This is a genomic window from Luteipulveratus flavus (assembly GCF_029439465.1).
Taxonomy (GTDB): domain Bacteria; phylum Actinomycetota; class Actinomycetes; order Actinomycetales; family Dermatophilaceae; genus Luteipulveratus; species Luteipulveratus flavus.
The window spans coordinates 164,720-187,592 of the sequence record NZ_JAROAV010000008.1; the positions used below are offsets into that span (position 1 = coordinate 164,720).

Below are 22,873 nucleotides of genomic sequence, written 5' to 3' on the forward strand. Positions count from 1 at the left end.
GCATGAGCGTGCTCCCGCCTCCTCGCCGAGAGGACCAGCAATGGCCGAGAGGACCACCGTTCCGACCCGGATACGTGGTCCTCTCGGCGAGTGAGTGGGCCTCTCGGCGGGGGCCCGGAACGGGGGCTACGGCGGCCGGCGGGATGCCGTACGGTCGGCGCGTGATCCGACTGATCGAGCCCGACGCCGCGCTGCACACCACCTGGCTGGAGGCGATGGCCGAGTTCGACGGCGCCCGTCTGCACGGGTTCGGGACGCACCGCTTCGAGGGCGTCGACCTGTCGGACCCGAGCGAGTTCGGACGCTGGCTGGAGGAGCAGCAGCGCGGTCGTACCGATCCGCCCGAGGGCCTGGTTCCCGCGTCGCTGTACTGGATCGTCGACGACGCCGAGCCCGGCCGGGTCCTGGGGTCGCTCAGCCTGCGGCACGAGCTCAACGAGTTCCTGCTGAACGAGGGCGGCCACATCGGGTACGGCGTACGCCCGTCCGCCCGCGGTCGCGGCGTGGCGACCGCCGCCCTGCGCGCCTCCCTGGACGAGGCGCGCGCGCTCGGACTCGAACGGGTCCTGGTGACCTGCGACGACGACAACGAGGCGTCCCGCCGGACGATCCTGGGCGGCGGCGGTGTCCTGGAGGACGTCCGAAACGGACGTGAGCGCTACTGGATCGACCTGCAAGACTGAGCCGGTGACGGCTACTCCCGCGACCCCGTACCTCGACGCTCGCCTCGCGAAGGAGCAGCAACAACAACGGCTTCCGTCGATCGCGGCGGCCCTGGTCCGTGGCGGACAGGTCGTGTGGAGCGGCGCGGCGGGCACGGTCGACGCTCGTGCGGACGGGCCGGCCGCGACCCCGGAGACGCAGTACCGCATCGGGTCGATCACCAAGTCCGTCGTGGCGGTCGGCGTGCTGCGGCTCGTCGCCGACGGGCGGGTGGCGGTCACCGACCCGATCCGACGACACCTGCCCGAGCTCGACGAGACGCTCGACGGAGTCAGCGTCCTGCAGCTGCTCACCCAGTCCGCGGGCCTGCACGCCGAGACCACCGGGCCGTGGTGGGAGCGCTCCCCCGGCATCACCTGGGAGGACCTGCTGCCGTCCGTCCGGCCCGCGCACGACCCGGGCCGGCGCTTCCACTACAGCAACGTCGGGTACGCGGTGCTCGGCCGCCTGATCGAGGTCGAGCGCGGGCGGCCGTGGTTCGAGGTGCTGCAGGAGGAGGTCCTGCGCCCGCTCGGGATGACGCGCACGTCGTACGACGCCGTCGCGCCGAGCGCACCCGGACTGGCCGTGCACCCGCTGACCGACCTGGTGCACACCGAGCCCGCGCACGACGCCGGCGCGATGGCACCGGCGGGCCAGCTGTGGTCGACCGTCGGCGACCTGGCCCGGTTCGCGACGTTCCTGCAGGCCGGCGACACCGACGTCCTGCCCGAGGAGCTGCACCGGGCGATGCAGGTCCCGACCACGGTCGTCGACACCCCCGGGCAGTCGTGGACGCGGGCGTACGGGATCGGACTGGACGTCTACAACCGTGACGGCACCCGGTTCGTCGGGCACGGTGGGTCGATGCCCGGCTTCCAGGCCGGCGTGCGGGTGGACCCGGAGACCGGCGACGGGGTCACCCTGCTCACCAACTCCACCGGCGGCCCGGGCGCGGCCGTCGCCTGGGACCTGCTGGAGCTGCTGGAGCAGCACGACCCGCGGCGGGTCACCGCCTGGCACACCGAGACGGACGCGACCGACATGGCGCACGTCGTCGGCGGCTGGCACTGGGGTCCGCGCCGGATGGAGCTGCGCAGCGCACCCGGCGGCGAGCTCGAGCTCAGCGTGCCCGGCGAGTCGGGTCGCTGGTCCCGGTTCGTGCCGGCGGCGGACGGCACCTGGACCGGCACGGAGGACTACTGGGCCGGCGAGACGCTGCGCGCGCACGGCGACGGGCCTCGCGCGGCGTACCTGGACCTGGGTTCCTTCCGCCTCACCCGCGACCCGTACGACCCGGCCGCGGACCTGCCCGGCGGAGCCGACCCGGCGGGCTGGCACGCCTGACGGGCACAATGCTCGGGTGAACGTCGACCACTGGCTGCTGACGATCCCACCCGTGGCGGTCTACCTGCTCGCGGGCGCGGTGGTCGGGCTGGAGAGCCTCGGGATCCCGCTGCCGGGTGAGATCGTCCTGGTCGCCGCGGCCGTCCTGTCCAGCCGGCACGAGCTCGCGGTCAGCCCGCACGGTGTCGCGATCGCGGGAGTGCTCGGGGCCGTGATCGGCGACTCCATCGGGTACGTCGTCGGCCGCCGCTACGGGGACCGCCTGTTCGGGGTGCTCGGACGCCGGTTCCCCGACCACGTGAACGACGACGTCCTCGCGTACGCCCGTCACGTGTTCAGCCGGTACGGCATGGCGGCGGTGTTCTTCGGGCGGTTCGTCGCCCTGCTGCGCATCTTCGCCGGCCCGCTGTCCGGCTCGATGCGGATGCACTACCCGCGGTTCCTCCTCGCGAACGTCACCGGCGCGATCGCCTGGGCCGCCGGGACGACGTACCTCGTCTACTACCTGGGCACGGCGGCGGAGTCGTGGCTGAAGGGCTTCTCCTTCGTCGGGCTCGGGATCGCCCTGGCCTTCGGGATCACGCTGTCGACCCTGCTGCGCCGGCACCTGCAGGACAACGTCCGGGCGTACGCCGAGCAGCGCCGCTCGCAGGAAGCCGCCTGAGGCCTTCGGGCGCTACGGCGTGAGCCGGTAGAAGCGCCAGGTGTCGTGCTCGACCGGCAGCACCTCCACCTGCGTGAAGCCCGCGTCGGTCGCGTACCGGCGCAGCGTCTGCGGACGCATCACCGTCCCGGTCGCGGCGGAGCCCGGCGTGGCCATGCTGTCCGGCAGGCATACCAGGATGCTGAAGCCGTACATCATCCGCTCGACGTCGTCCCCCGGTGCCGTGAGCTCCTCGGCCACCTTCATGTCGCCGACCAGGACGACCCCGTCGGGTGAGGCGAGCGCGCGCACGGCCCGGAGTGCCTCGACCGGGTGCGGCAGGTCGTGCAGGCACTCGAACGCCGTGACCAGGTCGTAGGAGGTGGCGGCCGGGACCTGTCCGATGTCGACGTGGCGGACCTCGACCCGCTCGGACAGGCCGGCGGCGGCGACGTTCGAGCGGGCCAGTGCCACGGATGCCTCGTCCAGGTCGAAGGCGTCCACGTGCGACTCGGGGAAGCCGTGCGCCAGGGCGATCGACGACCACCCGGCGCCGCACCCGACGTCGGCCACGCGACCTCCGGCGCGCAGCCGCTCGACCACGTCGGGCAGCGCCGGCAGCCACTCCGTGGCGAGCAGGTGCAGGTACGCCGGACGGTTGAGGTCCGCCTCGGACTCGCGCATGTCGGTGCCGTACGCCGCCCACGGCACACCGCCGCCGCTGGTGACCGCGTCGCCGATGGCCGGCACCATCCGCGCCGCGGCCGCGAGCTGCCGGGCCAGCGGCGCCAGGAACAGCAGCGAGTCGGCGTCGGTGAGCACCTCGGCCGCGCCCTCGGCGAGGGTGTGACGACGATCGGCGCAGGCGGCGGAGTCATCGATGACGACGAACCCGGTGACGGCCTGCTGCTCCAGCCACTCGCGCACGTACCGCTCGCTGGTGCCCGTGGCCGCGGCCAGCTCGGAGACGGTACGTCCCGGCTCGGCAGCGAGGGCACGGTAGAACCCGAGCCGGTCACCGAGCGCGATCGAGAGCACGTCCATCATCTGCACGCAGGCACCGGCGATCCGGTCGGCCAGGTCCTCGGCTGTGCTCATGACGCCTCCCTGCCGCTCAGTGAACGCCGCCGTCACCGCCCGGTCAACAGCGCGCTGCGCCGCTGGCGGTGACCCCTAGTTCCAGCCGGCGGCGATGACGACGTTGAGGACTCCCAGCCAGCCGGCGGCGCTCACCAGGCCCACCTGGTCGCCACCGGCGCGGCGCGACCGGCCTCGCGCGATCTCGGCGAACGCGACGGCCGCGAGCGCGACCAGCAGCTTCAGGCCGATCTTCGCGTGGTCGGGGTCCTTGTCGAGCGAGTCGACCCCCTCCGCCAGCCCGACGAGGATCAGGCCGGTGACGATCTGCGCCCGCGCGCCCCACACCATCAGCGCGGTGGGACGAGGCGCCTTCATGACGGCGAACCAGCCGCCGACGAGCGCTGCCATCCCGAGCAGGTGGGCGATCACCACGACGTTGTAGACGAGGTCCATGACCGCGGAGCCTAGTCAGCGGATCAGGCGCAGGGATGAACGCCGGGCCGACCGGGACGCTCGATGCCGCGGGCGTCCAGGATCGACTCCAGCAGCGTCGGTCGCGCGGGCATCAGGCCGTCCGCGCAGGTGTCGATGATGCGGTTGTACGTGGCGGCGTCGTCCGGCGCCGTGCCGCTGAACCAGACGTGCACCGCGTACCCGTCGGGGTGTGCTCGGGCGACGAACTCCTTGGTCGCGACCGGGATGCCCTGGTACGTCACGGGCACCTGCAGGGCGACCGTGCCCTCGATCGGCCGGACGCCGGCGAGGTAGTACTGCAGCAGCCCGTTCATCCCCGGGGCGAGCGGCACCCGCGGGGCGCGGGCGTGGAAGTCGGCCAGCGCCGTGTCGTTGAACGAGGTGACGATGACGTCGGTGCGACCGGACTTGTCCAGCAGGTCCGCGAGCAGCCGGCCGGTGCGCTCGAACGAGGCGGTGTCGGAGTCGGCGGTGCCCTTGATCTCGATGTTGATCGGCGTGGTCGGGAACGCCTTCAGCACCTCGCGCAGTGTCGGGACGGTGAAGTCCTTCGGCTTGTAGCCGGCGACCTTCGGGTGGCCGTGCCGGGCGCCGCGCAGCGGGTACGCGCTGTCCGGCAGGCCGTGCACCGCGCTACGGCCCGGCACGAACCAGTACGCGGCGTCGAGCGCCTTGATCTGATCGAGCGTGTGGTCGACGACCCGGCCGGTGCCGTCGGTGGTCTCGTCGAGCGTGGCGTTGTGGATCACCACGAGCTGACCGTCGGCCGTGGACTGCACGTCCAGCTCGAGCATGTCCGCGCCGAGAGCGGCCGCCCGGCGGAAGGCGTACATGGTGTTCATCGGCGCCTCGGCCTCACCGCCGGAGTGCGCCATGTTCATGACCCGCTGCGTCAGCCAGGGGTTCGGCGGCGTGCCGGCCGCCCGGGCGGGGCTGCCCGAGACGACCGCGAGGAGCACGGCCAGGACGGTGACGACGACGGCACGCACGCGCATGGGCCGAGGCTAGCGCCGGGATCAGCGGCCGGCGGTCGGGTCGCGGAAGTCGATGTAGGCGTCGCTCATCCGCTTGGACTGGCCCGGCGTGAACATGTCCATGCACGAGTCCTGCGTGTAGTCCATGAAGTTGTGGATCGGGTCGAGCCCGGGCGCGGTGCAGGTGTCGGCGCCGACCGGGCAGTCGAACTGCGGCTGCGCCTCGCGCGGGGTGTCGGCCACGCCGTCGCCGCTGGCCGAGCAGCCGCCCTGGAAGGTGTGCTCCAGCATCAGCCAGTGCCCGACCTCGTGGACCAGCGTGTCGCCGAGGCCGTACTTCCAGGGCCGTCCCGTGTCGGGGTTCACGCCGCCGGGCATCGACTCGTCCAGCATCACGACGCCGTCGATGAAGTCGCGTCCGTTGTTGTAGCCCTTGGGGAAGTAGGACCAGCCGAGCAGGCCGCCCCCGATGTTGGCGACGTAGACGTTCAGGGTGCGCGCGTCGCCCTCGTACAGTGCCTTCTTCATGTCCCGCTCGACGCCCGCCTTGCCCGGGACGACCGTCGACCAGGTCGGGTTGACCGTGTGCGTCGTCTTCACCAGCGAGAACCGGAACGGGGTGTTCGCGGCGGTGGACGCCGTACGGCCGGAGTAGGAGTCGTTCATCACCCGCATCTGCGCCGAGATCATCGTGTTCATGCGGGTGTTCTCGGCCGAGATGAGCGCGTGGTCGGAGACCACGTGGAAGATCGTCGGCACGTTCACCGAGCCGCTCGCCATGAGCGGGTGCGGCTTGATGACGCCGTACTTGTTCGCCTCGTTCTTGGAGTAGAGCTCCGGCTCCTTGACGGTCGATCCCTTGACGACGCGCGCGGCCGAGGGACCGCAGGAGGCGGAGCCGCTGGATGCCTTGGCGACCGGGGCACTGCCGACCGCGTGCGGCGACGCGACGCTGGGGCCGACCCCCATCAGCACCGTCGCAGTCATCGCACCGCACACACCGAGAACACGTCGAGCCGTCATGGGGAGCCACCTCGTTCGCGGGCCCGGGCGTCCCGCTGGAGGTCAGCAGACACCCGGCCACGGGCGCGGTCAAGCGATTCGGCGCGATCCGGCGGTCCGGCTCCGCCTTCCGCCCGGCGTCCGGCGCCGCCGTCCGGCGTGCCCGCCCTCCCTCCCGCTCGGCCGAGTGCGCGTGTCCTGCGGGTTTCACTGTGGAAAACCAGCAGGACAGGCGCACTCGGCACGGCAGGCGTACGTCAGATCAGGTCGTACGCCTTCAGCTCGGGCTCGGTCATCAGGCGGGAGCGAATCAGGAACCGCACGCCCTCGGGCGCCTCCAGGCTGAAACCGCTCCCCCGGCCCGGCACCACGTCGACGGTCAGGTGGGTGTGCTTCCAGTACGCGTACTGCGAGACCGACATCCAGAACGGGATGGGCTTCTCCACGCCCTCCACGAGCAGGTCCTGCAGATGGATGTCGGCGTCGCCGGTGATGAAGTCACCGTCGGCGAAGCACATGGGCGAGCTGCCGTCGCAGCAGCCGCCGGACTGGTGGAACATCACGGGTCCGTGCGTGCCGACGAGACGGCGGAGCAGGTCCGCCGCCTCGTCGGTGAGCTCGACCCGGGTGGGCGTGCTCGTGGTCACGGGGCTCCCTTCCTGTCGCGAGGTCTCGCACGGTGTCGCCGGCTCTCCCTCGGCCTCGCCGCGTCTCGACACGCTCGGTCTCGACCTCGCAGGCTCGGTCGAGCTCGCTGCTCGACCTACAGCCGCGACGCGCCGCGCTCGTTCCTCGCGCGACGCTGCGGCTTAAAAGAACCCGAGGGCGTCGGGCGAGTAGGAGACCAGGAGGTTCTTCGTCTGCTGGTAGTGATCGAGCATCATCCGGTGGTTCTCGCGGCCGATGCCCGACTGCTTGTAGCCGCCGAACGCCGCGTGTGCCGGGTAGGCGTGGTAATTGTTCGTCCACACCCGACCGGCCTTGATGCCACGGCCCATCCGGTACGCCCGACCGGCGTCGCGTGACCACACGCCGGCGCCGAGCCCGTACAGGGTGTCGTTGGCCGTCTTGAGCGCGTCCGCCTCGTCGTCGAACTGCGTGACCGAGACGACCGGCCCGAAGATCTCCTCCTGGAAGACGCGCATCGAGTTGTCGCCCTCGAACACCGTCGGCTGCACGTAGTAGCCGCCGGCGAGGTCTCCGTCGAGCTTCGCCTGCTCGCCACCGGTGAGGACCTTGGCGCCCTCCTGCTTGCCGATGTCGAGGTAGGACTTGATCTTCTCCAGCTGGTCGTTGCTGGCCTGGGCGCCCATCGTGGTCTCGGTGTCCAGCGGGTTGCCGAGCTTGATCTTCTCGACCCGGGCGACCGCGTCCTTCATGAACTCGCTGTAGATCGAGGACTGGACGAGCGCGCGCGACGGGCAGGTGCAGACCTCGCCCTGGTTGAGCGCGAACATGGTGAAGCCCTCGAGAGCCTTGTCGTAGAAGGCATCCCGCTCGGAGGCGACGTCGTCGAAGAAGACGTTCGGCGACTTGCCACCGAGCTCCAAGGTGACCGGGATGAGGTTCTGGCTGGCGTACTGCATGATCAGCCGGCCGGTCGTCGTCTCGCCCGTGAACGCGACCTTGGCGACGCGCTTGTTCGACGCGAGCGGCTTGCCCGCCTCGGCGCCGAACCCGTTCACGATGTTGAGGACGCCCGGGGGCAGGAGGTCGCCGATCAGCTCGACGACCTTCAGGATCGACCACGGCGTCTGCTCGGCCGGCTTGAGGACGACCGCGTTACCGGCGGCCAGAGCGGGCGCGAGCTTCCAGGTCGCCATGAGGATCGGGAAGTTCCACGGAATGATCTGCCCGACCACGCCCAGCGGCTCGTGGAAGTGGTAGGCGATGGTGTTCTCGTCGATCTCGGAGATCGAGCCCTCCTGCGCCCGCAGCGCCCCCGCGAAGTAGCGGAAGTGGTCGACCGCGAGCGGCAGGTCCGCGGCGAGCGTCTCCCGCACGGCCTTGCCGTTCTCCCACGACTCCAGGACGGCCAGGTCCTCGAGGTTGTCCTCGATCCGCTGGGCGATCTGGACCAGGATGTTGGCTCGCTCGGTCGTGCTCGTTCGGCCCCACGAGTCCGCCGCGTTGTGCGCGGCATCGAGGGCCGCCTCGATGTCCTCCTCCGTGCCGCGGCCGACCTGGGTGAACACCTCGCCGGTCTGCGGCGCGAAGTTCTCGAAGTACTGGCCCTTCTTCGGCGCGACGAACTCGCCGCCGATGAAGTGGCCGTACTTCTCCTCGACCTTGATCTTGCTACCGGACGAACCCGGCCGCTCGTAGACGGTCATGCGTCGTCTCCGTTCATCGATCGTGCCGAGGGTTGGCTGCCCGGCGGCGGTTGGCTGTGACGCTAGTCACGCCGACGTTGCATGCAGGTTGCGCCGCCGCGCCGCCGCGCCGCCGCGCCGCCGCGCCGCCGCGCCGCCGCGCGGCCGCGTGCCGGTCAGCGCAGCTCGGCGTCGATGCGGTCCAGCTGGGCCTGCGCGAGCCGCCGCATCGGCGAGCTCAGCGGCAGGGCCCGGCGCAAGGCCTCCCAGGCGCGGTCGTCGTCCGCGCCCCACGTGCTGCGGGTCCAGGACGAGAGCAGGTCCGCCCGTCCGCACGCGATGACCGCCGAGGTCATCGCGGCGTGCACCCGGTCGCGGACGCGCACCACGCCCGGTGCGACCGAGTGCGGCAGCAGCGGCCCGCGGTACGCCCGGGCGGCGCCCACCACGTCGCCGGCCGCCAGGCGCGCCTCGACACCCGTCCAGTCGGTCACGACGTCGGCGTGCAGGCGGTACGGCCGCGAGCGCAGCACGTCCTCGCCCAGCGCCCGCCGCAGCCGGATCAGCTCGGCGCGCACGGTGGAGTCCCCGGTGCCGGACTCGTACAACCCGCACGCCACCTCATCGCCCGAGAGCCCGTCCCGCGCGTCGACCAGCAGCGTCAGCAGCTCACTGTGGCGAGGGCTCAGCCGGTGCTGCCGCCCGTCGACAACGACACGCATCTCGTCCCGGCCGAGCCCGGTGACGTCCAGCGGGACGCCGCCGCCCGGCGTGTCCTGGACGAGCAGGCCGTGGCCGGAGTCCGGTCGCAGCAGCTCCAGCTCGGCCAGCCGGGCCGCGGCCCGCAGCATGGCCATCGTCTGGGGGACGACGATCTGGTCGCCGCCGGTCACGTCGAGGATGCCCAGCAGCGAGCCCGAGTGCAGGTCGTGGATGGGCACGGCCGCGCAGGACCACTGCTGCACCGACGCGCGGAAGTGCTCGGCGCGGACGACCTGGACCGGGCGGTCCAGGGTGAGCGCGGTTCCGGGCGCGTTCGTCCCCGCGACCCGCTCGTCCCAGGAGCTGCCCTCGACGAAACCGATCGCCTCCGCGCGCCGCAACGTCGTCGGCGTACCGCACACCCACAGCAGCTGGCCGTGCTCGTCGGACACCGCCATCAGGGCGTCGCTGGAGCGAGCGGCGTCGGCGAGGACGTCCTCGAGCACGGGGAACGCCCGGAAGAGCGGGTGCGCGGACCGGTAGTCGGCGAGCTCGTCGTCCGGGATGGTGATCGGCGCCTCGGCCTGGTCGACCCGTACCCCCGCGGCCGCCGAACGCATCCACGACTCGGTCACGAGCGGCCGTACGGGAGGGTGACCCATGTCATCAGTAGAACCCCGGATCCGCGCCCTGTCACCCGATGCGCCGCGCTTCCCCGGCCCCTCCCCGGTCGAGAGCGCGTGTCCTGCGCCGCGCCTTCTCGGGTCGAGTGCGCGTGTCCTGCTGCATTTTCACGGTGAAACCAGCAGGACACGCGCACTCGGCCGGACGGGTGGGCCTTGCAGCCTGTGGACGACGGCACGCCACCGGACGCGCCATCACAGTGCTGCCATGCAAGCGCCCCTCCTCCTCCCGATCGCCGGCGACGAGACGTTCCTCGTCCGAGACGCCGCTCCCCTCGGCATCCCCGCTCACCGGTTGCGGAGCCGGCACCTGCACGTGCCCACGCGCGGCGTACGGCAGGTCGCACCGCCCACCTCGCTGATCGGCCGCGCCCGAGGGATGGCCCCGGCGCTGCCGTACGGCGCCATGTTCAGCCACCAGACCGCGGCGCTGCTCCACGGCCTGCCCCTCCCCCTACGGCTGCAGGTCGAAGGAGCGCCGCTGCACATCACGACACGGACGGGTACGGCAGCCGTTCGACGTGCCGGTGTCATCGGGCACCGCGGCGCGCAGCTGCGTACCTCCACCACCGTGCGCGACGTGCCGGCGACGTCCGGGCGCGACACCTGGCTCGACCTGGCGCCACACCTGTCGATCCACGACCTCGTGGTGCTCGGTGACGCCGTGGTCGGCGCCGATGCGGAGGCGCTCGCCGCGCTGCGCAGGCTGGTGGCAGGTAGCCGAGGCATCCGGGGCGTGGTCAAGGCCCGCGCGGCGCTCGATCTCGTCCGGCTCGGCAGCCGCTCACCACGGGAGTCGCTGACCCGGCTGATCTTCCTCGAGGGCGGTCTGCCCGAGCCTGAGCTGAACGCCGACGCGCACGACGCTCACGGCGGGTGGCTCGCGACGGTGGACTTCCTCTGGCGGGACCAGCGGGTCGTCGTCGAGTACGACGGGGACGTGCACGCCGATCCGGACCAGCGGCGCAAGGACGCGCATCGCCGACGGCTGCTGACGGCTGCCGGGTGGACGGTCGTCGTGCTGACCTCCGCCGACATCCCGCGACGAGCACCGACCGTGGTGGAGGACATCCGCCGTCTGCTCGCCCGCTGATAGGCCCGGCCGAGAGCGCGCGTCCTGCCCAGCCCCGCCCGGTCGAGTGCGCGTGTCCTGCTGCATTTTCACCGTGAAACCAGCAGGACACGCGCACTCGGCCAGAAGGGTCGGTGCCGGGCGAACGGGGCGAGGCGGGCCCTGGCGGGCCGGGCGAACGGGCCGGGTCAGAGGAGGCGGCGGGACATGGCCCAGGAGGTCAGCTCGTGGCGCGAGGACAGCTGGAGCTTGCGCAGCACCGAGGACACGTGCGTCTCGACCGTCTTGACCGAGATGAACAGCTCCTTGGCGACCTCCTTGTACTGGTACCCGCGCGCGATCAGCCGCATGACCTCGCGCTCGCGGGCCGAGAGGCGGTCCAGCTCCTCGTCCACCTCGGCGACCTCACCGGCGGCCGCGCCGAACGCGTCCAGCACGAATCCCGCCAGCCGCGGCGAGAACACCGCGTCCCCCTCGGCCACCCGGTGGATCGCGCGCACCAGGTCCGAGGGCGAGATGGTCTTGGTGACGTAACCCCTAGCGCCGGCGCGGATCACGGCGATGACGTCCTCGGCGGCGTCCGACACCGACAGTGCGAGGAACCGTACGGGTGCGCCTGCCTCGGTGGTGAGCCCGGCACAGCCGACGACGACGTCCGAGCCGCCCTTGCCGGTCCCCCCGGGCAGGTGGACGTCCAGCAGGACGACGTCCGGACGCGTCTCCCGGACGGCGGCGACCGCGGCCTCGACGTCGGGTGCCTCGCCGACGACCTCGACGCTGTCGTCGAGCTCGGCCTTGACCCCGGAGCGGAACATCCGGTGGTCGTCGACGAGGACCACCCGGGTGGGCCGTTGCTGCGCGGCGGGTGTGGTCATGGCTGGGCCTCCTCGATGGCGGGCGTGGGCAGGTGCAGGGTGACCTCGGTGCCGTCGTCGCGGCGGCGGACCGTGGCCGATCCACCGTGCCGGGCCATTCTGCCGACGATCGACTCCCGGACGCCGAGCCGGTCGCCGGGGACGTCGTCCAGGTCGAAACCGGTCCCGTGGTCGCGGACGAATGCCTCGACCTCCCGCGGACCCACCTCGACGTACGCGGAGACGGGCGGCTCGGCGTGGCGTACGGCGTTGGCGAGCGCCTCGCGCAGCGCTCGGACCAGAGCCGCCCCCTGGTCGTCCAGCGGCCGGTCGCCGGTCATGACGAGGTCGATGGGGACGCCGTGCAGGTCCTCGATCTCGTGCGCCGCCTCGGTCACCGCGGACGCGAGGGTCGCGGCGGCCGGCGCGGTGTCGGCGTACAGCCACTGCCGCAGCTCGCGCTCCTGGGCGCGGGCGAGTCGCTGGACGGCGACGGGGTCGTCGGAGCGGCGCTGGACCAGGGCGAGGGTCTGCAGCACGGAGTCGTGCAGGTGCGCGGCGATGTCGGCCTTCTCGGTCGCGCGGATCCGAGCGGTCTGCTCCTGGCGGAAGTCGTCCCACGCCCGGATCGCGAACGGCGCACCGAGCAGCACCACCCCGACGAGGACGACGAGGGTGGCGATGGCGACGTCCCGGATGCCGGAGATGCCTCGCCCTTGGGACGCCACGAGAGCGAGCCCGGCCAGGACGAGGAAGCTGCCGATTCCTATGCGTACCAACGACTCTCGACGGGTGAGGTCGCCACCGGCGAGCCACTGCTCACGACGGGACCGGTCCAGCATCGACCAGGTGATCAGCAGACCGGCCACGATGGCGATGACCGGCAGCACCGCACGCGGCGCGATGTTCAGGCCCACGAACGCGGAGGTGGCCACCGAGCCGAGGACGACCACTCCCCCGATCAGCAGGATCGTCTTGGGAATGGCGCGCGGCGCCGGCGCGGCGCCACCGTGCTCGCCCTGCGGCATCGTCAGCCAGAGGAACCCGTAGATCACCCATCCGACGAGGAACACCCCGGTGACGGCGAAGAAGACCCGCACGGCGACAACCGGCAGGCCCAGGTGGTGACTGACGCCGGCGGCCACTCCACCCAGCAGCCGTCCGTACCGTGGCCGCAGCAGCGGCGGACGCTCCGGCCACGCACCCTGCTCGGGCAGGGGCGTCGCGGGACGGCCGGCGGTGGTCATGGGTCCATCCTCGCGCAGGTCACCGCCCGATCAGGCCGCCCGAGGCCAGGACCAGGGGTCCGTCAGGGAGCCGTCAGGGTCGACCCTCATGGCTGCTGGACGCCCGGATCAGCAGAGTGGGAGACGTGAACGAGCAGACGCCTCGCGACGAGGAACCCACAGCCCAGGACCCGCCGGCCGGCGGCAGCCACGCCGCCCCCGGTAGCCCGAGCGCCGCCTCCGGTAGCCCGAGCGCCGCCCCCGGCAGCGCGGACGCCGGCTGGCAGCAGTGGCACGGCGCCATGCAGACTGCCGTACCCGGGCCGGGCCCGACGCAGGAGGAACCGTTCGACCGCCTCCTGCGCGCGCTCCGCTCGCTGCAGCTCAACCGCAGTGACGACAAGTGGATCGGCGGCGTATCGGGTGGTGTCGCGCAGCGGCTGCGCGTCGACCCGCTGATCGTGCGTGCTGCGTTCATCCTGCTCGGCCTGATCCTCGGCGCAGGCGTCACCTTATACCTGATCGCCTGGCTGCTGCTGCCCGACCCGCGCGGCAGCATCATCCTCGAGCGTGCCGCCCGGCACCGGGACGGCGGCGCGATCGCCCTGCTGGTCGTCACGATCATCGTGGCGTCCAGCGGGTTCGGCTGGTTCTGGGGCTGGGGCGACGGTTGGGGTCCGGGGCCGATCGTGCCCCTGATCGTGGTCGGTGCCGTCGTGTGGGCCGTGCTGGCCCGGGACCGGCGGCCCACCTGGTCCGGTCCCTCTCCCGGCCAGGCCGGCCAGTCCGGCCCGACCGGCGCCCCCTTCCCACCGAGCGCCACCGCGCCGAGCGCCCCGGCCGGAGGCGAGCGCGCGCCGTACAGCACGGGCGGCAGCTTCACCTACGCCGCGCCGGCCGGTCCGGCGGCGCCCCCTGCCACGACTCCCCTGCCGTACACCGGCACCACGCCGCCACCGCCGCGCTCGACCTGGCCGACCGGGGGCGCGCCGTACGGCAACGGACCACAGCCTCCTGTCGCGCCCCAGCCCCCACGTCCCGTACGACGCCCGCTCGGGGCAGCACTGACCTGGGTCGTCCTCGGGCTGGCGGCCGCCGTCGGAGGCGCGACCGCGCTCGTCCTCCAGCACACCTCGTACGACGACGTCGCCGGCCGGGTCGGGGTCGCCGCCGCTCTGGGCACGGTCGGTCTCGGAGTGCTGATCGCGGGATTTGCCGGTCGCAGAGCGGGATTCGCGAGCCTGGTCGGCTGGGTCCTCGCACTGGTCACCGCGGTGCTCGTGGTGATCCCGAAGGACGTCACGCTCGGTGGCCGCTCCGGCGACGAGACCTGGACGCCCGCGAGCGTCGCTGCCGTCCAGTCCGACGAGCGCTACGAGCTGTCCACCGGAGAGGGGCGCCTGGACCTGACCCGCCTCACCGCGCCGACCGCCCCGGTGACGATCCCGGCGAAGGTGTCGTTCGGCCACCTCGTCGTGGTCGTGCCCGACGGGGTCCCGGTCCAGATCCGCAACCACGTCGGCCTCGGCACGATCGAGGTCGATGACGACATCGAGTCCGAGGTGGGCTGGAAGTCGGACACCGGGGGCACCGACGTGCGGCGCACCGTCCGTCTGGGTACGCAGCCCGCCGCGCTCACCGTCGACGCCAACGTCGGCATGGGCGCGATCACGATCGAGAGGGAGTCCGCCCGATGAGCACGCCCGAGCACCTGCAGCCCCAGTCCGACGGCGGCCACGACCCCGACCGGGTCCAGGACACGGCGCCGACCCATTCGGCCGTGGGCACCGAGGAGACGAGTCCCGCGGCCGCGCCGACCACGCACGAGCAGCCGGCGGCTGCCACCCCGGACGACGTGACGCCGGCCCCGCCGGCCCCGCCCGCCCCGCCCGAGCAGAGGTGGATCAGCGGACCGTCGCCCCTCACCACGGTCGTCGGTGCGATCCTCCTGGCGATCGCCGGCCTGTCGATCGCGGTCGAGACCCAGGACTGGGACCCCAGCTGGACGATCGTCCTCCCCGCTGCGGTCGTCGGCATCGGGCTGCTGCTCGCGCTGGCCGGCCTGGTCGCGGCGGTCAGGCGTACGACCGACTGAGCAGCGGCTGTGCCCACCGCGTGACCCGCACCCGGCCGATCTGCCACCCGTCCATCCACGCGGACGCGGCCGTCGTCCCGCCGACGTCGTGCACCACGGGGTCGGTCGGCGTCGCGCACCCGGCCCGGTAGACGAGGCGGATCGCGTGGAAGTCCTCCAGCCGCCCGCTCGGCGCCCGACCCACCCAGTGCTGGGTGACGACGTCGAGCGGGCCGCTCAGCTGGACGTGCTGACCGGTCTCCTCCCAGACCTCGCGGACGACCGCGTCGTCGGGGTCCTCGTCCGCGTCGAGGCCACCGCCCGGCAGCCCCCACTGACCGGCGACGCCGGTCCGTCGGGACGCCTGACTCATCAGCGTGCCCCGGTCGCTCGTCACCACCGCGTACGCCGCCACCCGCTGGAACCGCACCGGCCACTCGCCGTCGGCGACGGTGAGGCCCGGCGCACGCGGGACGTCGTACGCCTCGGGCTGCTGGGCCGGGACGCGCGTCACCCGGTAGTCGAGCGCGATCTCGACGTCGGGGGTGCGCAGCGTGGTGATGCTGACGAGGGAGTCGATCTGCCAGCCGCCGGCGAGCAGGACCCGGTGCGGGTCGTCACCGTGCCGCAGCCATCGGTCGAAGCACAGGCTGCCGCTGCGGTCGACGCCGCGGACGTGCACTCTCGGCGCGGCCGCGTCCCTGGTGGCTGGCACTCTGCGGATGCTAGCGGCACTGGCGGGTTCCCGGGGTCCTGGGCGAGGATCCTGCGCGGCGCGCACGACGCGCCGCAGAGAGCTCAGCGCGCGGCGGCGTGACGCTCCGCCCGCTCGTACAGCGCGATCGTCTGCTCGACCACGGTCGGCCACGCCTGGTCAGGCTGCGTGTGCACGTTGTGCGCCCGCATCCGCTCCCGCAGGGCCGCCTCCCGGGCGAGCCGGGCGATGGCACCGGCCATCTCGCTGTCGTCGTCGACCAGCAGCCCGTTCACGCCGTCCTGGACGAACTCGCTGATGCCGCTGCGCTTCGGACCGACGACAGGCAGCCCGGTCGTGCGGGCCTCGAGCGCGGCGATGCCGAACGCCTCGAGCTCGGCCGGGGCGATGTACAGGTCGGAGCGGACGTACTCGTCGTGCAGGTGCTCGCGGGGCAGACGGCCGGGCAGGTTCACCCAGCCGGCGGCGTCGTGCTCGGCGACCCAGCGCTCCATCCCTCCACGCTGCGGTCCCTCCCCGAGAACCTCCAGCCGCAGGTCGACACCGGCCGCGAGCTCCCGCGCACGATGCATCACCTCGAGCAGCTGCACGGGACGCTTGCGCGCGGCCAGGCGCATCGCCGTGACGACCCTGACGACGTCGTTCGGCTCGCGGTCGACGGGTGTCCACCGACGGACGTCGATCCCGTTGGGCAGGACGGTGACCGGCACGTCCGGGCCGACCATCCGGTGCAGTGGCTCAGCGGCCACGGCCGACACCGCGGACAGCGCGACACCGCGTCGCGACCAGCGCCCGACGTACCCGAGGGTGCGCACGGCCGGCGCCGCCCAGGCGAGCACGCAGTGCCAGGTGACCGCGGTCGGCAGACCGAGCCCGAGCAGCACGCGGACGCTGTCCATCCCGAACGGGCTGACCACGCCCATGTGCACGTGGGCGGCGTCGAACCCGCCCGACCGCAGGCGGCGCCGCAGCTCCGGCGGGGCGAACGGGTTGACCGGCAGGTCGCCCGGCAGCGGGATGGCGAGCCGGTGCACGGGGACGCCGTCGATCACCTCGGTGACCTGGCGCTGGCCCGACGCGGACCGCGTGGCCGTGAACGCCTCCACCTCGTGCCCAGCCTCCCGCAGATGGCGCGCGAGGTCGTGGACCTGCACCTCGATGCCGCCCAGACGCGGCAGGTAGCAGTCGGAGAGCAGGGCCACCTTCACGGGCTACACCTTGTCATGCGTCAGGATGGCCCTGATGCCGCACACGCTGGTCGCCTTCCACGCCCATCCCGACGACGAGGCCCTGCTCACCTCAGGCACGATGGCACGCGCCGCCGCCGAGGGACACCGGGTCGTCCTCGTCGTCGCCACGGACGGCGACCTGGGGCTCGCCGCGTCGTCGTACGGCTCGGGCTCCTCCCTGGGTTCGCGGCGCCTGGACGAGCTCGCGGTCAGCGCTGCTGCGCTCGGCGTCGCGCGGGTGGAGCACCTCGGGTACGCCGACAGCGGGCTCGGCCCCGTCCTGTACGACGACCCGCCCGGCCGGACCCGGTTCGTCCGGGCGCCGGTCGAGGAGGCCGCCGGTCGGCTCGCGGCGATCCTGCAGGAGGAGCATGCCGACGTCCTGCTGACGTACGACGCGAACGGCGGGTACGGGCACCGCGACCACGTGCAGGTCCACCGCGTCGGCGCCCGGGCCGCGGAGCTGGCGGCGACGCCACGCGTCCTGCAGGCGACCGTCCCGCGCGACCTCATCGTCCGGGCGCTCGACCTCGTCGCGAAGGTGTACCGCTTCCCTGCGGACTTCGACCAGGACGCGTTCAAGCGCTCGTTCAGCGCCCGCGCCGACATCACCCACCGCATCTCGGTCCGCCGGCACATCCGCGCCAAGCGGGCGTCGATGCGAGCCCATGCGTCGCAGGCGTCGGCCGACGACGGCGCCGACCGTACGCTCGGGATGTTCCTGAAGATCCCCCGTCCGGTGTACGACCTGGTGTTCGGGCGTGAGTGGTACGTCGACCCGGCCCACCACGGGCCGGTGCGGCGGGACGTCTTCGAGGGGCTGGCCGAGTCGCGATGAACGAGTCCACCGACGACGCCGGTCAAGCGGGACAGGCCGGGGCGACGCGCCTGCAGGCGAGCCCGGAGGACGCGCCGACCCTGCCGCGGCCGAGCCTGCGGACGACGCTGCACGCCGTGCTCGGCCTCTCGCTGGCGGTCGCGATCATCGCCTGGGGGCTGCCGCACTTCGCCGAGACCACCTGGGGGCAGATCGGGCACCACCTGCAGCGGGTCGGCTGGATGGTGACGCTGGAGCTGTTCGGGCTGATGGCGCTCGGGCTGTGGCTGTACACCTTCACGCTGACCGGCTCGCTGCCCGGGCTGACCCACGGCAAGGCCCTGATGATGAACGTCGCGGGCTCCGCGGTCGGCAACCTCCTGCCCGGTGGTGGCGCCGCCGGCGTCGGGGTCACCTACCTGTTCGCGCGCAGCTGGGGGTTCTCGCGGCTGGCGATCTCGACATCGGTGATCGTGAGCGGCGTCTGGAACGTCCTCGCCCGGGTCGGCCTGCCCTTCCTCGGCATCGCGATGCTCGCGCTCGATGAGACCGCCCTGCCCAAGGCGGTCCGCCGCGGTGCTCTGTTCGGCGGGCTCGGCGGCCTGCTGGTGCTGCTGGCGTTCATCGCGATGGTCGTGAGCGAGCGGTGGGCCGGGCGGCTCGGGGAGTTCCTCGACCGGCACATCGGGCACTGGATCGCCCGGCTGCGGCGTGGTCCTCACAAGGGCGAGCGCGTCGACCTCAGGGCCCTCCTGCAGGACCAGCGCTCCCGGCTGGCGAGCGTGACCAAGACCGGCTGGCTGCCGATGACGGTCGGCGTGACCGGGTTCCTGGGGATCTACTTCGTGCTGTTCTGGCGGACCATGGCTGCCGTCGGCGTCGACATCCCGACGCCCAAGCTGTTCGCCGCGTACGCCATCGGCCGGCTGCTCACCGCGGTCGGTGTGACGCCGGGCGGGCTCGGCATCACCGAGGCGGGCACGCTCACCGTGCTGGTGGCGTGGGGGGCCGACAAGCCGGCCGCCGCGGCGGGCGTGCTGCTGTTCGCGATCTTCACGCACATCTCCGAGGTGCCGCTCGGTGCGCTCGGCTGGCTCGGCTGGACCCTCACCCCGAAGGTCACACCCCCCGACTAGCCGCTCAGGCGAGGCGACGGTCGGCGTACGAGGCCGCCCAGGCGATCGCAACCGAGATGGCGACGCCGATGGACCCGAGCGCGACGACGGCCAGGCCGACGTTCACGTCGCCCTCGCCGGGTCGCACGCCCCAGGCGACGAACACCAGCCCGACCAGAGCCGAACCCACGAGAGCCAGCCAGGAGCGGGCGGCGGGCGCGTCCGGGACCCGCGGCCGACGACGCCGCTGGGCGAGGGTGACGACGGCGAGGGCGGCGCCAGTCCAGGCCAGGACGACACCGACAGCGGCGACGACGTCGGACGGGCGGTGCCACTGGCCGACGATCGTGCCGGCGGCGACGAAGGTCGCGACGAACCCCGCGAGCGGCACCACCAGCCAGCGCCACACCGCCGGGGCCACGAGCACGGCCGCGACCGCGATCGACAGCGAGACGGTGGTGTGGCCGCTCGGAGAGCTGTTCGCGACATGATCGGTGCGCTCGAAGACCTGGTACTTCAGGACCTGGGTCGTGACGTTGCTCCCGACGATCAGGACGGCTGCCGACGCCGCCAGTGCGACCCGACCGCGCAGCAGCGCGACAGTGGCGCACCCGATGAGGCACACGGCGACGGACGCCACGGTCACCGATGTCAGGACGTCGACCATCTTCATCCACGCCTCGGCGGACGAACCGACCGAGCGCATCATCCGGTCGTCCAGCCGGATGCCCTGCTCGGAGCGCAGGCCGAAGGACGCGCACGCCACGATCACCGCGACGCCGACCACGACCATCGCGACAGGCGCCGCGAGCGAGCGCGCAGCACCGGTCGACCCGGCGGCGAGGCGCTGGGTCGCGGGGCGGGTGGTCGGAGCGGTCACGAGGCCAGTGTGGGCGACCGGTTTGAGCGTCTCCTGAGTGTCGCCTGTGCACCTGGCATCGACGCTCCGCCGCGGCGACCACCGGCACGAGCGGACACCGGCAAAAGTTGATGGATCGCACACGCATGCGTGTGCGATCCATCAACTAGTGCCGAGGAGGGCGGCGCTGTGCGCTCGGCTCAGGAGACCGTGGTCACTCCCACTCGATGGTGCCCGGGGGCTTGCTCGTCACGTCCAGCACGACGCGGTTGACCTCGGGGACCTCGTTGGTGATGCGCCCGGAGATCTTGGCCAGCACCTCGTACGGCAGGCGGGTCCAGTCGGCGGTCATCGCGTCCTCGGAGGAGACCGGGCGCAGCACGATCGGGTGACCGTACGTGCGACCGTCGCCCTGGACACCGACCGAGCGGACATCGGCGAGCAGCACGACCGGGCACTGCCAGATCTCACGGTCCAGCTCGGCGAGGGTGAGCTCCTCGCGGACGATCTTGTCGGCCGCGCGCAGCACGTCGAGGCGCTCGGCGGTGACCTCGCCGACGATGCGGATGCCGAGGCCGGGGCCGGGGAACGGCTGGCGCCACACGATGCCCTCGGGGACGCCCAGCTCGAGGCCGACCTGGCGTACCTCGTCCTTGAACAGCGCCTTCAGCGGCTCGACCAGCGAGAACTGCAGGTCCTCGGGGAGGCCGCCGACGTTGTGGTGGGACTTGATGTTGGCCGCGCCCGTGCCGCCGCCGGACTCGACGACGTCGGGGTAGAGCGTGCCCTGGACGAGGAACTCGACCGGGTGCTCGTTGTCGCCGCGATCGTGGACGATGTCGCGCGCCGCCTGCTCGAAGACGCGGATGAACTCGCGCCCGATGATCTTGCGCTTCTCCTCGGGGTCGGACACCCCGGCGAGCGCCTCCAGGTAGCGCTCCTTCGCGTCGACCACGACCAGGTCGACACCGGTCGCGGCGACGAAGTCCTTCTCGACCTGCTCGGCCTCGCCCTCCCGCAGCAGGCCGTGGTCGACGAACACGCAGGTCAGCCGGTCGCCGATGGCCTTGTGCACCAGGGCGGCCGCGACCGAGGAGTCGACGCCGCCGGACATCGCGCAGATCGCCCGGGACTCACCGACCTGCTCGCGCACCTGCTCGACGAGCTCCTCGGCCATGTTGGCCGGGGTCCAGGACGCCTCGAGCCCGGCGCCGCGCAGCAGGAAGTTCTCCAGGACGCGCTGGCCGAAGGTGGAGTGCAGCACCTCGGGGTGCCACTGGACGCCGTACAGCTTGCGCTCGTCGTCCTCGAACGCCGCGACCTCCGCACCCGGGGTGGTCGCCGTGACGCGCATGCCCTCCGGAGCCTCGCTGACGGAGTCGCCGTGCGACATCCACACCGACTGCTCGTCCGGCTGGCCGTTGAACAGGGTCGAGGTGGTGTCGCGCACGCTCGCCCGGGTCGCGCCGTACTCGCGCAGACCGGTCCGCTCGACCGTGCCGCCGAGCGCGGTGACCATCGCCTGGAACCCGTAGCAGATGCCGAAGACGGGGACGCCGGCCTCCAGCAGCGCGGCGTCGAGCGCGGGCGCCTCGTCGGCGTACACCGACGACGGGCCGCCGGACAGCACGACCGCCTGCGGCTGCTTGGCGAGCATCTCCTCGACCGGCATCGTGTGCGGGACGACCTCGCTGTAGAGCGACGCCTCACGCACCCGGCGGGCGATCAGCTGGGCGTACTGCGCGCCGAAGTCGACGACGAGGACGGGGTGGTCCTGGAGGGCATCAGTCACCCCCCAAGGTTACCGGGCGGGCAGCTGCGTCCCCGCGCCCGCCAGGGTGGCCTCGGACTCGCGCGAGACCCTGCGCTCGACCCAGAACGACAGGAACGGGACGCACCCCGCGAGCACGACCAGCAACGTACGACCGAGCGGCCAGCGCAGCTCGAACCCGAGCAGCACCGTCGCCAGCACGTAGACGATGAAGATGAACCCGTGCGGCTGCGGCCACCAGTCGAGGGCGTTGTTGTCGAAGCCGTAGTGCAGCACCATCTCCAGGCACAGCACGAGCAGACCGATGCCGACGACGAACGCCATCACCTTGAAGAAGGTCAGCCGGGTACGCGCCTTGCCGACGTCGATGCGGGCGGCGGGCTGCGGAGCGGGGTCAGACATGGAGGTCCTTCTGCGTGATCGGGTCGGGTGCGGGTCCATCATGCGCCCGGCCCCGGCCGAGCTCGTCACGGCGGTCCTCCTGGACGCTGCGCCACCAGAAGTACAGCGCGAACGCCGCGAACGCCCACCACTGGAAGGCGTACCCGACGTTGCGCCAGTCGCGGTGGCCGACCTCGGGCTTCGGCGGCGGCACCTTCGTGATGGACGCGGGCGTCGCCGACGGCTGCTCGCTGATCCCGAACACGAACGCGTTGTACGCCTCGCCGCCCCAGACGTTGATCAGCGCGCCGATGTCGACGGAGCCGATCTGCCCGGACGGGTAGCCGGTGCCCTCGGCCGGTGACTCGCTCGGCGCGAGTGCCCCGACCACGGTCGTACGGCGGACCAGCGGCGCGGTCGCCTGCTCGGGCGAGGTCACGAACCCGCGGAGCACGGCCAGGCGCGCGCCGGTGCCGTCCACGACGAGCGGCGTGACGACCCAGAGGCCGGCGCGGCCGTCCAGGCGGCGGTCTGCGACGAGCACCTGGTGCGCGGTGTCGTACGTCCCGGTGGCACGCACCCGCTGCAGCGAGCCGTTGTTCGGGAACGGGGCGTGCGGCTGGAGATAGTCGGTGAGCGCGACGACCGGCCGCTGCTGACCCTGGCGCAGCGCCTCGGCGCGCGCGTCGTCGCCGGCGACGCCCCACTGCCAGCGGCCCAGCAGCACGAACACGACCGCCGCGACGACCGCGAGCGCGAGCAGCGCGAGGTTGCGCGGGCGAAGAGCGGTCTGCAGCACGTCCTCCAGAGTAGGTCGCCCAGGTGGGAGACCCATCCCGCC

23 protein-coding genes are annotated in these 22,873 nt (G+C 72.5%); 8 read left to right on the plus strand and 15 right to left on the minus strand.

The genetic code is table 11. The annotated features are described in order from the left end of the window. Positions 1-161 precede the first annotated feature (161 nt). From P4R38_RS02520 to P4R38_RS02530, 3 genes are read left to right on the plus strand one after another with little or no spacing between them, the layout of a single operon-like run. Positions 162-683 carry a GNAT family N-acetyltransferase gene (locus P4R38_RS02520; protein WP_277190906.1) on the plus strand — a complete coding sequence of 174 codons (522 nt, stop codon included), beginning with the start codon at positions 162-164 and terminating at the stop codon, positions 681-683. 4 nt (positions 684-687) lie between these two features. Then, positions 688-2,049 carry a serine hydrolase domain-containing protein gene (locus P4R38_RS02525; RefSeq protein WP_277190907.1) on the plus strand — a complete coding sequence of 454 codons (1,362 nt, stop codon included), beginning with the start codon at positions 688-690 and terminating at the stop codon, positions 2,047-2,049. Positions 2,050-2,065: 16 nt separating this feature from the next. Beyond that, positions 2,066-2,713 (plus strand): DedA family protein, encoded by a 648-nt coding sequence (locus P4R38_RS02530; RefSeq protein ID WP_275239782.1) that lies wholly within the window; start codon positions 2,066-2,068, stop codon positions 2,711-2,713. A gap of 12 nt (positions 2,714-2,725) precedes the next feature. Here the strand turns inward: P4R38_RS02530 and P4R38_RS02535 are convergent, their stop codons facing one another. From P4R38_RS02535 to P4R38_RS02565, 7 genes are all read right to left on the minus strand, one after another. Continuing rightward, a complete protein-coding gene (locus P4R38_RS02535; RefSeq protein ID WP_277190908.1) occupies positions 2,726-3,790 on the minus strand; it encodes a class I SAM-dependent methyltransferase in 1,065 nt (354 codons plus the stop codon). Between the two features lie 75 nt (positions 3,791-3,865). Further along, positions 3,866-4,225 (minus strand): hypothetical protein, encoded by a 360-nt coding sequence (locus P4R38_RS02540; protein WP_277190909.1) that lies wholly within the window; start codon positions 4,223-4,225, stop codon positions 3,866-3,868. 23 nt (positions 4,226-4,248) lie between these two features. Continuing rightward, positions 4,249-5,241 carry a glycerophosphodiester phosphodiesterase gene (locus tag P4R38_RS02545; protein WP_277190910.1) on the minus strand — a complete coding sequence of 331 codons (993 nt, stop codon included), beginning with the start codon at positions 5,239-5,241 and terminating at the stop codon, positions 4,249-4,251. 21 nt (positions 5,242-5,262) lie between these two features. Next, positions 5,263-6,243: a zinc metalloprotease gene (locus tag P4R38_RS02550; RefSeq protein WP_277190911.1), complete on the minus strand. Its 981-nt coding sequence runs from the start codon at positions 6,241-6,243 to the stop codon at positions 5,263-5,265. Positions 6,244-6,479: 236 nt separating this feature from the next. After that, complete coding sequence (locus tag P4R38_RS02555; RefSeq protein WP_275239788.1) at positions 6,480-6,869, minus strand: DUF779 domain-containing protein; 390 nt, start codon at positions 6,867-6,869, stop codon at positions 6,480-6,482. Positions 6,870-7,031: 162 nt separating this feature from the next. Next, entirely contained in the window at positions 7,032-8,555 is a 1,524-nt protein-coding gene (exaC, locus tag P4R38_RS02560) for an acetaldehyde dehydrogenase ExaC (RefSeq protein WP_277190912.1), read from the minus strand. A 155-nt stretch (positions 8,556-8,710) separates the two neighbouring features. Next, positions 8,711-9,898, minus strand: coding sequence for a GAF domain-containing protein (locus tag P4R38_RS02565; protein ID WP_277190913.1), 1,188 nt, complete (start codon positions 9,896-9,898; stop codon positions 8,711-8,713). Between the two features lie 229 nt (positions 9,899-10,127). Here P4R38_RS02565 and P4R38_RS02570 point away from each other — a divergent pair, with 229 nt between their 5' ends. Then, complete coding sequence (locus P4R38_RS02570; RefSeq protein WP_277190914.1) at positions 10,128-11,012, plus strand: endonuclease domain-containing protein; 885 nt, start codon at positions 10,128-10,130, stop codon at positions 11,010-11,012. 167 nt (positions 11,013-11,179) lie between these two features. Here P4R38_RS02570 and P4R38_RS02575 read toward each other — a convergent pair whose 3' ends face one another. Together P4R38_RS02575 and P4R38_RS02580 are read right to left on the minus strand one after the other, a co-directional pair. Then, positions 11,180-11,866, minus strand: a complete 687-nt coding sequence (locus P4R38_RS02575; RefSeq protein WP_277190915.1) for a LuxR C-terminal-related transcriptional regulator — start codon at positions 11,864-11,866, stop codon at positions 11,180-11,182. Then, entirely contained in the window at positions 11,863-13,092 is a 1,230-nt protein-coding gene (locus P4R38_RS02580; RefSeq protein WP_277190916.1) for an ATP-binding protein, read from the minus strand. Before P4R38_RS02580 ends, P4R38_RS02575 begins: the two co-directional genes overlap by 4 nt. Before the next feature lie 125 nt (positions 13,093-13,217). Here P4R38_RS02580 and P4R38_RS02585 point away from each other — a divergent pair, with 125 nt between their 5' ends. Both P4R38_RS02585 and P4R38_RS02590 read left to right on the plus strand, forming a co-directional pair. Next, a complete protein-coding gene (locus P4R38_RS02585; RefSeq protein ID WP_277190917.1) occupies positions 13,218-14,768 on the plus strand; it encodes a PspC domain-containing protein in 1,551 nt (516 codons plus the stop codon). Then, a complete protein-coding gene (locus P4R38_RS02590; RefSeq protein ID WP_277190918.1) occupies positions 14,765-15,166 on the plus strand; it encodes a hypothetical protein in 402 nt (133 codons plus the stop codon). The genes P4R38_RS02585 and P4R38_RS02590 overlap by 4 nt, the downstream gene beginning before the upstream one ends. On the opposite strand, the gene P4R38_RS02595 is transcribed toward P4R38_RS02590, so the two are convergent. Together P4R38_RS02595 and P4R38_RS02600 are read right to left on the minus strand one after the other, a co-directional pair. After that, positions 15,147-15,860, minus strand: a complete 714-nt coding sequence (locus P4R38_RS02595) for an NUDIX hydrolase (RefSeq protein WP_277190919.1) — start codon at positions 15,858-15,860, stop codon at positions 15,147-15,149. The genes P4R38_RS02590 and P4R38_RS02595 overlap by 20 nt on opposite strands. Positions 15,861-15,943: 83 nt before the next feature. Next, entirely contained in the window at positions 15,944-17,068 is a 1,125-nt protein-coding gene (locus P4R38_RS02600) for a glycosyltransferase family 4 protein (protein ID WP_277190920.1), read from the minus strand. A 34-nt stretch (positions 17,069-17,102) separates the two neighbouring features. Between P4R38_RS02600 and P4R38_RS02605 the strand changes: the two genes are divergently transcribed. After that, positions 17,103-17,927 (plus strand): PIG-L deacetylase family protein, encoded by an 825-nt coding sequence (locus P4R38_RS02605; protein WP_277190921.1) that lies wholly within the window; start codon positions 17,103-17,105, stop codon positions 17,925-17,927. Then, a complete protein-coding gene (locus P4R38_RS02610; RefSeq protein ID WP_277190922.1) occupies positions 17,924-19,042 on the plus strand; it encodes a lysylphosphatidylglycerol synthase transmembrane domain-containing protein in 1,119 nt (372 codons plus the stop codon). The genes P4R38_RS02605 and P4R38_RS02610 overlap by 4 nt, the downstream gene beginning before the upstream one ends. 4 nt (positions 19,043-19,046) lie before the next feature. Here the strand turns inward: P4R38_RS02610 and P4R38_RS02615 are convergent, their stop codons facing one another. From P4R38_RS02615 to P4R38_RS02630, 4 genes are all read right to left on the minus strand, one after another. Then, a complete protein-coding gene (locus P4R38_RS02615; protein ID WP_275239803.1) occupies positions 19,047-19,901 on the minus strand; it encodes a phosphatase PAP2 family protein in 855 nt (284 codons plus the stop codon). A 193-nt stretch (positions 19,902-20,094) separates the two neighbouring features. Further along, positions 20,095-21,672, minus strand: coding sequence for a glutamine-hydrolyzing GMP synthase (gene guaA / locus P4R38_RS02620; RefSeq protein ID WP_277190923.1), 1,578 nt, complete (start codon positions 21,670-21,672; stop codon positions 20,095-20,097). A gap of 9 nt (positions 21,673-21,681) precedes the next feature. Further along, positions 21,682-22,053, minus strand: a complete 372-nt coding sequence (locus tag P4R38_RS02625) for a DUF3817 domain-containing protein (protein ID WP_277190924.1) — start codon at positions 22,051-22,053, stop codon at positions 21,682-21,684. After that, entirely contained in the window at positions 22,046-22,831 is a 786-nt protein-coding gene (locus tag P4R38_RS02630) for an SURF1 family protein (protein ID WP_277190925.1), read from the minus strand. The genes P4R38_RS02625 and P4R38_RS02630 overlap by 8 nt, the downstream gene beginning before the upstream one ends. Between the last annotated feature and the right edge of the window lie 42 nt (positions 22,832-22,873).

Excerpts from the sequence above, each read along its gene's own strand:
- P4R38_RS02625 (WP_277190924.1), bottom strand. The coding sequence starts at position 22,053 with ATGTCTGACCCCGCTCCGCAGCCCGCCGCCCGCATCGACGTCGGCAAG.
- P4R38_RS02565 (WP_277190913.1), bottom strand. The coding sequence starts at position 9,898 with ATGGGTCACCCTCCCGTACGGCCGCTCGTGACCGAGTCGTGGATGCGT.
- P4R38_RS02545 (WP_277190910.1), bottom strand. The coding sequence starts at position 5,241 with ATGCGCGTGCGTGCCGTCGTCGTCACCGTCCTGGCCGTGCTCCTCGCG.
- P4R38_RS02535 (WP_277190908.1), bottom strand. The coding sequence starts at position 3,790 with ATGAGCACAGCCGAGGACCTGGCCGACCGGATCGCCGGTGCCTGCGTG.
- P4R38_RS02605 (WP_277190921.1), top strand. The coding sequence starts at position 17,103 with ATGCCGCACACGCTGGTCGCCTTCCACGCCCATCCCGACGACGAGGCC.
- P4R38_RS02590 (WP_277190918.1), top strand. The coding sequence starts at position 14,765 with ATGAGCACGCCCGAGCACCTGCAGCCCCAGTCCGACGGCGGCCACGAC.
- P4R38_RS02570 (WP_277190914.1), top strand. The coding sequence starts at position 10,128 with ATGCAAGCGCCCCTCCTCCTCCCGATCGCCGGCGACGAGACGTTCCTC.
- P4R38_RS02610 (WP_277190922.1), top strand. The coding sequence starts at position 17,924 with ATGAACGAGTCCACCGACGACGCCGGTCAAGCGGGACAGGCCGGGGCG.
- P4R38_RS02550 (WP_277190911.1), bottom strand. The coding sequence starts at position 6,243 with ATGACGGCTCGACGTGTTCTCGGTGTGTGCGGTGCGATGACTGCGACG.
- P4R38_RS02580 (WP_277190916.1), bottom strand. The coding sequence starts at position 13,092 with ATGACCACCGCCGGCCGTCCCGCGACGCCCCTGCCCGAGCAGGGTGCG.
- exaC (WP_277190912.1), bottom strand. The coding sequence starts at position 8,555 with ATGACCGTCTACGAGCGGCCGGGTTCGTCCGGTAGCAAGATCAAGGTC.
- P4R38_RS02575 (WP_277190915.1), bottom strand. The coding sequence starts at position 11,866 with ATGACCACACCCGCCGCGCAGCAACGGCCCACCCGGGTGGTCCTCGTC.
- P4R38_RS02540 (WP_277190909.1), bottom strand. The coding sequence starts at position 4,225 with ATGGACCTCGTCTACAACGTCGTGGTGATCGCCCACCTGCTCGGGATG.